Origin of the sequence: Bacillus alkalicellulosilyticus (assembly GCF_002019795.1) — a bacterium.
GTDB classification, from domain to species: Bacteria; Bacillota; Bacilli; order Bacillales; family Bacillaceae_F; genus Bacillus_AO; species Bacillus_AO alkalicellulosilyticum.
Map to the genome: position 1 here is coordinate 3,049,912 of NZ_KV917381.1, position 11,486 is coordinate 3,061,397.

11 protein-coding genes are annotated in these 11,486 nt (G+C 38.0%); all 11 read right to left on the minus strand.

Going from position 1 to position 11,486, the window contains the following annotated elements:
* Positions 1–19 precede the first annotated feature (19 nt).
* Positions 20–280 carry a stage V sporulation protein S gene (locus tag BK585_RS15325; protein ID WP_078554561.1) on the minus strand — a complete coding sequence of 87 codons (261 nt, stop codon included), beginning with the start codon at positions 278–280 and terminating at the stop codon, positions 20–22.
* Positions 281–396: 116 nt separating this feature from the next.
* Entirely contained in the window at positions 397–1,191 is a 795-nt protein-coding gene (locus BK585_RS15330; RefSeq protein ID WP_078554562.1) for a TIGR00282 family metallophosphoesterase, read from the minus strand.
* Between the two features lie 116 nt (positions 1,192–1,307).
* Positions 1,308–2,879, minus strand: a complete 1,572-nt coding sequence (gene rny, locus BK585_RS15335) for a ribonuclease Y (protein ID WP_078554563.1) — start codon at positions 2,877–2,879, stop codon at positions 1,308–1,310.
* Between the two features lie 313 nt (positions 2,880–3,192).
* Positions 3,193–4,242 (minus strand): recombinase RecA, encoded by a 1,050-nt coding sequence (recA, locus tag BK585_RS15340; protein ID WP_078554564.1) that lies wholly within the window; start codon positions 4,240–4,242, stop codon positions 3,193–3,195.
* A gap of 768 nt (positions 4,243–5,010) precedes the next feature.
* Positions 5,011–6,612, minus strand: coding sequence for a DEAD/DEAH box helicase (locus BK585_RS15345; RefSeq protein ID WP_078554565.1), 1,602 nt, complete (start codon positions 6,610–6,612; stop codon positions 5,011–5,013).
* Positions 6,613–6,618: 6 nt separating this feature from the next.
* Complete coding sequence (locus BK585_RS15350; protein ID WP_078554566.1) at positions 6,619–7,860, minus strand: competence/damage-inducible protein A; 1,242 nt, start codon at positions 7,858–7,860, stop codon at positions 6,619–6,621.
* A gap of 28 nt (positions 7,861–7,888) precedes the next feature.
* A complete protein-coding gene (gene pgsA, locus BK585_RS15355) occupies positions 7,889–8,473 on the minus strand; it encodes a CDP-diacylglycerol--glycerol-3-phosphate 3-phosphatidyltransferase (protein ID WP_078554567.1) in 585 nt (194 codons plus the stop codon).
* Positions 8,474–8,507: 34 nt separating this feature from the next.
* Entirely contained in the window at positions 8,508–9,002 is a 495-nt protein-coding gene (locus BK585_RS15360; RefSeq protein ID WP_078554568.1) for a YajQ family cyclic di-GMP-binding protein, read from the minus strand.
* Positions 9,003–9,237: 235 nt separating this feature from the next.
* Positions 9,238–10,134 (minus strand): helix-turn-helix domain-containing protein, encoded by an 897-nt coding sequence (locus BK585_RS15365; protein ID WP_419095546.1) that lies wholly within the window; start codon positions 10,132–10,134, stop codon positions 9,238–9,240.
* Between the two features lie 9 nt (positions 10,135–10,143).
* Complete coding sequence (locus tag BK585_RS15370) at positions 10,144–10,911, minus strand: DUF3388 domain-containing protein (RefSeq protein WP_078554570.1); 768 nt, start codon at positions 10,909–10,911, stop codon at positions 10,144–10,146.
* 233 nt (positions 10,912–11,144) lie between these two features.
* Positions 11,145–11,399, minus strand: coding sequence for a DUF3243 domain-containing protein (locus tag BK585_RS15375; protein ID WP_078554571.1), 255 nt, complete (start codon positions 11,397–11,399; stop codon positions 11,145–11,147).
* Between the last annotated feature and the right edge of the window lie 87 nt (positions 11,400–11,486).

The following is an 11,486-nucleotide window of genomic DNA, read 5'->3' on the forward strand; positions in this document are numbered from 1 at the left end:
GCAAACAGGCTTTAACATATTATCGTGGTTCTATTATTAATTTTATCGCAGTCCTCTCTTCACCATCGATTAGGATGTCAGTAAAGGCTGGTATACAAACTAAGTCAATTCCGCTAGGGGCAACAAACCCTCTAGCAATCGCTATTGCTTTGATCGATTGATTAAGTGCTCCTGCTCCAATCGCTTGAATTTCTGCTGCACCTCTTTCGCGAATGACCCCAGCTAATGCTCCGGCTACCGAATTAGGTGTAGATTTTGCTGAAACTTTTAATATTTCCATTTCTTGAACCTCCTTTATGATGAATAGTGCCGCTTACATACTATATTCACGAAAAATTGGGATATTCCTGCATCATAAAGGATATTTTCTAAATATTCTAACCTTTTGTTCGTAGTCTACTCAAATAAAGGTTTTTCATCATTAATTACAATTCTTTCGATGGCCTTTGCTAAGCCTGTCGTGTCATCAATCGTAATCAGAGTTCCATTAATTTGTGAGCGTCCGCTAGCCACTTCAAAACGTACAGGTAGGTTCGTTAAAAACTTCTTTAACACCGCATTTCGTTCCATCCCTAGGATTCCATCATACGGACCTGTCATTCCAACATCCGTAAGATATGCTGTTCCATTCGGTAGAATTCTTTCATCTGATGTTTGAACATGAGTATGTGTACCAACAACTGCTGAAACTTGTCCATCAAGGAACCAACCCATTGCTTGTTTTTCACTAGTTGCTTCTGCATGGAAATCCACAAAAATAATTGGTGTTCTTTTTCTTACCTTTTCAATAATTTCCTCTGCCTTACGAAAAGGGCAGTCATTTGGTGGCAAGAATGTTCGACCCATAAGATTAATAACGGCTACTTCGAGTGTATTTATTTTTATAAATGTATAGCCAGATCCAGGAGTTCCTTCAGGATAATTTGCTGGTCGGACCATGTGAGGGGCCTCTTCAATAAATTCAAATATCTCTCGGTTGTCCCATGTATGGTTTCCAAGCGTTACAGCCTGTGCACCTGCATCAAGAAATCCCTTATAGATTTTCTCTGTTATTCCTTTTCCTGCAGCTGCGTTTTCCCCATTAATAATCGTACACGTCGGTCTATATTTTTTCTTTAACTTCGGCAAATAGGTTGCGACCATCTCCCGACCTAGTGAACCGACCACATCACCAATAAATAATAGTTTCATCTTGTACTCCTTTTGTTTTCAATCTACTATGTCTTTATATTATACAACTAAAAAAAGAAAATGACTAAAAAGCCTCTGCCTTTTAGTCATTTTCGTAGTATTACGTTTCCATCCATTTATTTTGCATATTCAACGGCTCGAGTTTCACGAATGACAGTTACTCGAATATGACCAGGATAATCAAGGTCATCTTCAATTTTCTTTGTAATATCACGAGCAAGCTTAAATGCTTGTGCATCATCAACGATATCTGGTTTCACCATGATACGAACTTCACGTCCTGCTTGAATAGCATATGTCTTCTCGACACCTTCAAACGATTCAGAAATTTCTTCTAGTTTTTCCAGACGACGAATATACGTTTCTAATGTTTCTCTTCTCGCTCCTGGACGTGCTGCACTCAATGCGTCTGCAGCAGCTACTAACGAAGAAATAATCGATGTTGGTTCTGTATCACCATGATGTGAGGCGATACTGTTAATGACTACTGGATGTTCCTTATATTTCGTTGCGAGTTCTACACCAATTTCAACGTGACTTCCTTCTACTTCATGGTCAATTGCTTTCCCAATATCATGGAGTAGTCCTGCTCTTCGTGCTAGTTGTACATCTTCACCAAGTTCAGCAGCCATTAATCCTGCAAGATATGCTACTTCCATTGAATGCTTCAGAACATTTTGACCATAACTTGTTCTAAACTTAAGGCGTCCTAATATTTTGATTAAATCAGGATGTAAACCATGAATGCCCATTTCAAATGTCGTTTGCTCACCATATTCACGGATTGTCTCATCAACTTCACGACGTGATTTATCCACCATCTCTTCAATTCTAGCTGGATGAATACGACCATCTTGCACTAATTTCTCAAGCGCAGTACGAGCAATTTCTCGTCGAATAGGGTCAAATCCAGATAGAATAACTGCTTCAGGAGTATCATCGATAATAAGGTCAATACCTGTTAGCGTTTCCAACGCTCGAATGTTACGGCCCTCACGACCTATAATTCTGCCCTTCATCTCATCATTCGGTAAGCTAACGACAGAGACGGTTGTTTCAGCAACATGGTCAGCTGAACAACGTTGAATGGCAAGTGATAGGATTTCTTTTGCCTTCTTATCTGCTTCTTCTTTCGCCCGTGTTAAACGTTCTTTCGTCATCATGGCTACCTCATGAGTAAGCTCATGTTGAACTTCTTGGCGAAGTGCTTCTCTTGCATCGTCACGAGAAAATCCAGAAATGCGCTCAAGCTCCGCATATTGTTTCTTCAAGACTTCCTCCACTTTGCTATCCATCTCTTCAATATGTCGTTGTTTTTTGGCGAGAGAATCCTCTCTCTTTTCTAAAGATTCCTCTTTCTTGTCTAGTGTTTCACTTTTCCGATCAAGGACTTCTTCTTTTTGAACCAAACGATTCTCTTGTTTTTGAATCTCATTTCTACGTTCACGAACCTCACGTTCAGCCTCTGTTCGAAGTTTATGGACTTCATCCTTCACCTCTAAAATTGCTTCCTTCTTACTTGCTTCAGCTTCCCGCTTTGCATCTTCAACAATTTGTTTTGCTGCATGTTCGGCACTTGAAATTTTCGCTTCTGCAATGGATTTTCTAACAAGATATCCAACAACTGCACTAACTGCAGAGACAACAAGCAAAATCGAGATGACGATGAAAATGTTTATTTCACCCATACTTCTCACCTCCTCTTGCTATCTAATTGTTGGTTCCATCAATTTTCATGTTATTCGTATGATTATTGAACTTACAAAATAGAAAATAATGTGATAGAAAATACGACATTTAGTCGTATTCTTTTTCATTGTATAGTTGCATAAACCGATTGTCAAGCATTGACAATACAAGCTAGGTATGAATGGCTCCTGTTATGGGAAGGTACAATTCTTCTTCCTACTATTTAAATTGTATTACCTTTCCTTTCAACTACTGCTTATGAAAAATAAACAAAGAGGGTATCCCATCTGAGACGCCCTCTTAACACCATTTTTATTTCATATCTAGTAAATCTGTAAACTCTTCTGGTTCTCCTGGAGCTTCTACAGTAATCTCACCATTTAATCCATAATGAGCACGGATTTTATCTTCAATTTCAGCAGTAATGTCTTGATTCTCTTTTAAGAATTGTTTTGAGTTTTCTCTGCCTTGTCCAAGTCGCTCTTCGTTAAATGAATACCAAGCTCCACTTTTTTGAACAATATCTAGCTCAGAGCCTATATCTAATATAGAACCCTCTCTTGAAATTCCTTCTCCATACATAATATCCACTTCAGCTACTTTAAATGGAGGAGCTACTTTGTTTTTAACAACTTTAATTTTAGTTTTATTCCCTACCATGTCGTTTCCTTGCTTAAGTGTTTCAGCGCGACGAACCTCTAAACGAACAGAAGAATAGAATTTTAAAGCACGACCACCTGGTGTTGTTTCAGGGTTTCCAAACATGACCCCTACTTTTTCACGAATTTGGTTAATGAAAATAGCAATCGTTTTAGATTTACTAATCGCACCAGATAATTTTCTAAGGGCTTGAGACATAAGACGTGCTTGTAAACCAACGTGACTATCTCCCATTTCTCCTTCAATCTCTGCTTTAGGAACAAGTGCTGCCACACTATCAACCACAATAATATCTACTGCTCCACTTCGAACTAGTGCTTCTGCAATCTCAAGCGCTTGCTCACCTGTATCAGGTTGAGATAATAAAAGCTCATCGATATTAACTCCTAATTTTTGTGCATAAACAGGATCAAGAGCATGCTCAGCATCAATGAATGCGGCTTGGCCTCCCTGACGTTGTACCTCTGCAATAGCATGTAATGTTACTGTTGTTTTACCTGATGATTCTGGACCATATACTTCAACAATTCGACCACGTGGATATCCACCTACTCCAAGTGCAATATCTAGTGCAAGTGCTCCACTTGACGTCGTTGATACTCGTTGTTCAGCTTGTTCCCCTAACTTCATAATAGAACCTTTACCAAACTGCTTTTCAATTTGACGTAACGCCATATCCAATGCGGCTTTGCGATCGCTCATCTATCCATCTCTCCTCTATTAAACTTGCATTTTCTGCAAATAATAACTATTAATAAGTACTGTTTATATCATACATCGTTTTATCCCATTTGCCAATAGTTTTTACGAACATTTATTCGCATTTCTTTAATAAAAAACATCTTCACCGTTTTTTATTAAAGAAATTACAAGGTGCGAAGCCACTGCCTGCTCTTATGGTGACTATACGTGCTTTTCTTATAGGAACCGCGCAGTGAGCGAAGCCCTTGTAAAAAACATCTTCACCGTTTTTTATTAAAGAAATTACAAGGTGCGAAGCCACTGCCTGCTCTTATGGTGACTATACGTGCTTTTCTTATAGGAACCGCGCAGTGAGCGAAGCCCTTGTAAAAAACATCTTCACCGTTTTTTATTAAAGAAATTTCAAGGCGCGAAGCCACTGCCTGCTCTTATGGTGACTATACGTGCTTTTCTTATAGGAACCGCGCAGTGAGCGGAGCCCTTGTAAAAAACATCTTCACCGTTTTTTATTAAAGAAATTTCAAGGCGCGAAGCCACTGCCTGCTCTTATGGTGACTATACGTGCTTTTCTTATAGGAACCGCGCAGTGAGCGGAGCCCTTGTAAAAAACATCTTCACCGTTTTTTATTAAAGAAATTTCAAGGTGCGAAGCCACTGCCTGCTCTTATGGTGACTATACGTGCTTTTCTTATAGGAACCGCACAATGAGGGGCATAAAAATGGAGGTGGGACAAAAGGTTAAAAACCCTTTTGTCCCACCCTCATTTTTTATTTAGTAAACGGTTTTCTTTCGCGTTTTGGTCTTGGTTTGGCTGGCTCTAGATTTACACGAGCGCCATTGATTCTTGAATGTCGAAGTGCTTCATAGACAAAAGGTGCTACTTCTTCTGGAACTTCAACGAACGTAAATTTATCAAAAATATCAATACGTCCAATCGCTTTTCCAGGAATACCAACGAGATCAGCAATTTCTTCAATAAGGATTTTCGGGCTCATATTCACATTTTTTCCAACGTTAATGAAGAAACGAACCATACCTTTAGCTCCACCTGTTTCGCCAAAGTCGTATCCATCATCATCGCTACCAGTTTCTGTAGCAAAGGTCATCTTCATTAAAGCAGTAATGATTTTTTCTGGTGGATACTTTTCCAACAATTCTGTTGTCATCCCACTGAATAATGCATTATCCTGATCTTCTTCGACTAATGTTTCGATTTGTTTTTTCCAAGAGCTTTGTTGTTTTTCAACAACTTCTTCAAATGTTGGTACATTAGAAGAAGGGATACTCATCTTAATCTCCGCTTCAATTGAGCGAAGGTGTTTCATCTCTCTTGGTGTTACTAGGGTTAACGCAAGCCCTTTTCTTCCTGCTCTTCCTGTACGACCAATACGATGAACATAGCTCTCAGGGTCTTGAGGAATGTCGTAATTAATAACATGTGTGACGTTTTCAACGTCAATTCCTCTTGCGGCCACATCCGTTGCAATCAAAAACTCAATCGTCGAATCACGGAATTTCTTCATTACACTGTCTCGTTGCATTTGTGTTAAATCTCCATGTAACCCATCCGCAATATACCCTCTTGCCTGAAGGGCTTCCGTTAATTCAGCCACACCTTTTTTGGTACGACAAAATAAAATACCTAGATCAATTTCTTCGCTATCTATAATACGGCAAAGAGATTCTAACTTATTTCGTTCTAGTACCTTATAATAGACTTGGTCAATCGATGGTGCCGTTACTTCTCCACGATTAATGGAAACAATTTCAGGGTTTTGCATGTATTTATAAGAAAGCTTTTTAATTGGTGGTGGCATTGTTGCCGAAAACAATAAAGTTTGTCTTTCACCTTTTACTTGTTTTAAAATCTCTTCGATATCCTCAATAAATCCCATATCTAGCATTTCATCAGCTTCATCAAGGACAGCCGTGTGAATGCGGTCTAATTTCAATGTCTTTCTACGAAGGTGGTCCATAATTCGACCTGGGGTTCCGATAACGACATGAACCCCTTGCTTTAACGCCTTAATTTGATGTCCAATCGATTGTCCACCGTAAATAGGAAGGGTACGAATTCTTTTATATTTAGAAAGCTTTTGTAACTCACCTGAAACTTGAATGGCCAATTCCCTAGTTGGTGTTAGAATAATGGCTTGGACAAATTGGTCTTCTTCTTTTATTTTCTCAATGACTGGAATTCCAAAGGCCGCTGTTTTTCCAGTTCCTGTTTGAGCCTGGCCAATCACATCTCCGCCTTTTACAATAAGCGGAATCGCTTTTTCTTGGATCGGAGAAGGTTCTTCAAACCCCATCTCTTTTATTGCTTTCATTACTTCACTTGAAAGTTCAAACGAATCAAAATAACTCATTCTTATTTATTCCACCTTTTTCAATTCTTTCACCAAATAATAACATCCATTTTTAATCGTACGTTCACGAATTTGTTGTCGACTACCGGTGATGTGTAATTCATGGACTACTTCTTTTGTATTTGTTGCAATCGCAATAAATACGGTACCCACTGGTTTATCTTCTTGTGGATCTGGGCCTGCTACACCTGTAAAACTAATCCCTATATTAGAGTCGCATAACTGCTTAATCTGTCTTGCCATCTCTATTGCAGTTTCTTTACTTACTGCACCAAATTGTTGCAACGTCTCTGAAGAAACCCCCAGTAACGTTTCTTTTACCTTAGTAGCATAACATACTATTGCTCCTTTAAAGAACGAAGATGCTCCAGGTAGGTTTGTCAATTGCTCACTGAACATACCGCCAGTCAAGCTTTCAGCAGTACTAATCGTCATGTTCTGTTTGAGTAATGTATCGATCACTTCTTCTAAAAGAGAAGTGTCATCGTAGCCATAGAGAAATTCGCCTACACGCTCAACTATCTTTTTTTCCACCTCATCTAACATCTGTTTTCTGACATCGGGCTCAATATGCTTTACCGTCAATCGCAACGTCACTTCGCCTTCACCTGCAAGCGGGGCAATCGTTGGATTCGATTGTGCTTCAATGATATCCATCAATTCCGTTTCAAGCCTCGACTCACCAATCCCGAAGAATCGCAACACTCTTGATTCTAGCGGAACTAAATCAGGTAAATTCGATGTTAAATATGGCTTACCAGCGTTTTCAAACATTGGCTGTAGCTCTTTAGGTGGTCCTGGGAAGAGTAAATAGTAAATACCATCCTTAACAACGGCCATGCCTGGAGCTAAACCGCATTCATTAGCTAACACAGTTGATCCTTTTATGACCAATGCCTGTTTTTTGTTGTTTTCAGTCATTGTTTTATTCCGAGATGTAAAAAACTCCTCAATTGCTTGCAAAGAAGCTGGGTCATATACTAATGGTTGCTCCACTATTTGGGCAACCGTTTCTTTCGTAACATCATCTTTCGTTGGTCCAAGTCCGCCTGTGAAGATTAATAAATCAGAACGACCTTTAGCGACTTCTATTGCATCTTTAAGTCTCACATCGTTGTCACCAACAACAGTATGGTAATAAATATCTATCCCTATATTTGCGAGTTGTTTGGAGATATATGTAGCATTAGTATTGGTAATTTGGCCAAGTAGAAGCTCTGACCCCACTGCTATGATTTCTGCCTTCATGGTTCACCTCATGCTTGGATTATTCTAGTTAAGATGCATTACTATTAAAGAAAACATGCTTGTTTTTCAAAAAGTAATCTACTCCTGATACAATCGTTAAAATGGTTGCAACCCACATCATAAGAGAAGCAAACGGAATAGACCAAATCTCAAATGGCACGTTATGTAATATCAAAGCTGATATTGCAATGATTTGAAAGATGGTTTTTAGTTTCCCCAGTGGACTCGCAGCAATTACCGTACCATCGGCAGCGGCAACAAGACGGACACCCGTTACTGCAAATTCCCTGCTTATAATTACGATCGCCATCCACGCTGCCACCATTTGTAATTCTACTAATGAAATAAGCGCAGCTGAAATCAATAACTTATCTGCTAAAGGATCTAAAAATTTCCCTAAATTCGTCACCAATTGATAGCGACGAGCAAAATACCCATCTAACCAATCTGTGGCCGCAGCAATAATAAAGATAAACGCAGCTATTAGATGACTAGTAGGAATTTGGACATCTACTAATTGAAAGTGACCAAAATCAAAAGGCACAAGTAAAAAAATCATAAAAATTGGGATTAACAAGATTCTTGCTATTGTAATTTGATTGGGTACGTTCACTTAAATCCTCCCTAATGCTTCCTGGCAAGCAAAATTACCTCATATTCACAAACTGAACTGGAAAATCAAGGTCTAAGCTTTTTACCAATTGTATAATGTCTTGAAGGTCGTTAATGCTTTTTCCTGTAACTCGAATTTGGTCGTTTTGTATTTGAGCCTTTACTTTTAGCTTCGAATCTTTAATGGCTACAGTAATTTTTTTTGCTCTATCCGCACTAATTCCAGATACAAGAGTTGCTACTTGTCGGACAGTACCTCCAGAAGCCTTTTCAATTTTACCAAAGTTTAATACCTTTTGCGACAAATCACGTTTGATAAATTTACTCTTTAATATATCAATAACACTTTCTAATTTATAATCATCATCTGAGATTATTGTGATTTTATCTTTATCGGTTCTTTCAATTGAACTTTTTGAACCTTTAAAATCATAACGAGTTGATATTTCCTTAACGGCTTGTGCAATTGCATTATCCACTTCTTGAAAATTAACTTCGGATACAATATCAAACGAATTTTCTTTTGCCATTGTGTAAAACTCCTTTCCTTTCCATTCATAAAGCCAACATATTCATATTGTACCATATCTTTATTAAAACAATAAAACTTGAAGTTGGGATGGGTTGGTAAAAATATTTACCTTATCCTTACGCAAATAAGGACACCTCGTTTTGATATTTAGAGATGCCCCCTCAACTACATGAATTTTTAGAGCAAAAGAAGGATATCAAAAAGGAATAAACTCCTACTGATATCCATTCTTTTTAGTCCTCAGCTTGGATAAATGTGATAGTCACGATTTGATGGACATTTTCATTCGGATCAAGCGGCAATTCAAAGCTTTCTCCATTAATTTCAAATTCTACAAACCGAGAATCTCCAAAGTTAAATTCGATTTGCTCTTCAGCAGTAAAGTCATATGACAATTCATCTCCATCTGCAACTTCTTGAGCGTGAAAAGAATTTCCTTTGGCATTTTTAATTCCTACATAACTTCTTCCAGAGAATGTTAAATTAACTTCAAATGCTTCTGCTCCTTGAAGCTCAAAATAAGAGCGTTTGCCACTTATCTGTTGTTCAACTAATTCCTGTGTTGTTTCTTCTTCTACGGGTTCTTCAACAACTTCTTCTTCCTCAGGCTCTACTGGCACTTCAGCTGGTTCTTCTGCTGGACGCTCAGAAAATCCTCCCTCTAAGGCTGGCTCTTCTTGAGTATCAATATTTTCACCTACATCTGGTGTATCATTTTGATTTTGTCCAAGAAGCCAAACTCCAACTACAATAACTCCAATAAAGACAGCCGTCATTAAAGCAGGCATGATTTTTGCCAACTTTGAACGATGAGTTGGGATCGGTTTGGTTCTTGTTTTAACGGTACGTTCTGACCTCATTGGAAGGTCTTTTCCTTCTTTATGAGGATTCGGTAGTTCATGTTGAAACTGTTCTAGAACTTCCTCCGGATTTAGTCCAACTGCTTCAGCATAACTTTTTACAAAAGCACGCGCGTAAAACTTTCCAGGAAGAGCATCAAATCTGCCTTCTTCAATCGCTATTAAATAGCGCTTTTGAATTTTAGTGGAAGTTATTACATCCTCTAGGGATAAGCCCTTTTCTACTCTCGCTTCTTGTAAACGTTGACCTAATTCTGACAATGAAAACACCTACCAACTTTAGCTAATATCGAATGAAGAAAAACCTGATTCAATGTTATCATAAGTAATTTCTTCATGTTCCTCATTACGTAATTCAATAATACAATCAAAGTCCTCAATATTATATTCTGTCTCTCTTATAAAAATATCCGGATGTTCTATAACCTTTATTACTGGATGAGTCATCATTGTTTGGATAAGTGCTCGATGTTTTTCGGTTGCCCGCATCGTGGAGACAATACCATCGATAATATATACGTGGTTTTCCCCTAATTCCTCATCAGCCAATTGGCTTCTAATCGTTTGCCTTAATAAAGTGGATGAAAGAAAGGACCATCGTTTATTTGCGCAGACACTTGCTGCAACAACAGATTCCGTCTTCCCAACTCTAGGCATGCCCCGAATCCCTACTAAATAGTGATGATCTTTTTTAAACAACTCTGCCATAAAATCAACAAGTAAGCCTAGTTCGTCACGCACAAAACGGAAGGTTTTTTTATCATCTGCATCACGTTCTATATATCTGCCATGTCTTATCGCAAGACGATCTCTTACCTTAGGCTCCCGTAACTTAGTGACAGTAATGTTATCAATTGTTTGTAGTATTCCCTTAAATCTTTTAATTTGGTCATCACTTGTACTTCTAATTAACATACCTCGACGATTGTCTTCTACTCCGTTAATGGTAACAATATTTATTGATAACATTCCAAGTAGAGAAGAAATGTCACCTAATAAACCTGGTCTATTTTTATGAATAATATATTCCAAATACCATTCTTTCATCTCATCAACACCCCTGACCTTTTGTTTGAAAAAGGGACTATCTCCTAGTATGTATATATGAGAAAAAAGCAATAATCATCATATTAAATTTCATTTTACGCTATTTAAGGAGGTAATAAAAGAGATTTATACGTTTTTTCTATAATATTTGACAATCTATAACAAATTATAGAAACTTTTTTCAAAATTGCTAAAAAAGAGTGCCGATGTTGTACCGACACTCTTTGCGATAATTAATGACCTTCGTTTTGAACAAGTTTTACCATCATGTTGGCAATCGCATGTTGCTCTTCTTCAGAAGCAACTTGCCATAATTGAGCTAGAACTCTTTCTTGCTCGTTTTTAGGTTCAACTTGTTGAGCCAAATACTCACCAACTTGATAAGCAACATCATTAATAACATTTTGGTCCATTCCCTCTTGTTTAGCCTGAGAAAGTCTGTCACCTAAAAAGTCTTTCCATTGTTCCCAATTATCTAAAACAGACATGAGCGTTACCTCCTTGAATTTACTTCTTGCTTATTTTCTCAAGGAAGCACTTAATTTATTCACTATCTTTTATGAACGTTTTTAGAA